This window comes from Vibrio sp. 10N.222.49.C9 (assembly GCF_041474985.1).
Classification (GTDB): domain Bacteria; phylum Pseudomonadota; class Gammaproteobacteria; order Enterobacterales; family Vibrionaceae; genus Vibrio; species Vibrio crassostreae_C.
Map to the genome: position 1 here is coordinate 1 of NZ_JBFRVD010000758.1, position 254 is coordinate 254.

General features: G+C 39.4%; 1 pseudogene. It reads left to right on the forward strand.

The features are described from left to right. Positions 1-146: 146 nt before the first annotated feature. Positions 147-254: pseudogene (locus AB4585_RS25445) on the forward strand (thymidine kinase); the annotation flags it as partial.

Below are 254 nucleotides of genomic sequence, written 5' to 3' on the forward strand. Positions count from 1 at the left end.
GGCTCAATGAACTGGGTATTATCTTAGAAGATGGTCCTCAAGGTACCACTTGGCGTCGCAAGTAACTCTTTACCTTTGAATAATAAGGGCTGATATTTATCGGCCCTTTTCTTTATGTAACCTAGAACGATAATAAAGGCTTTAACGTGGCTCAGATGTACTTCTATTACTCAGCGATGAATGCGGGTAAATCCACCACACTTCTACAATCCTCTTTTAACTATCAAGAAAGAGGGATGAACCCACTTATTTTT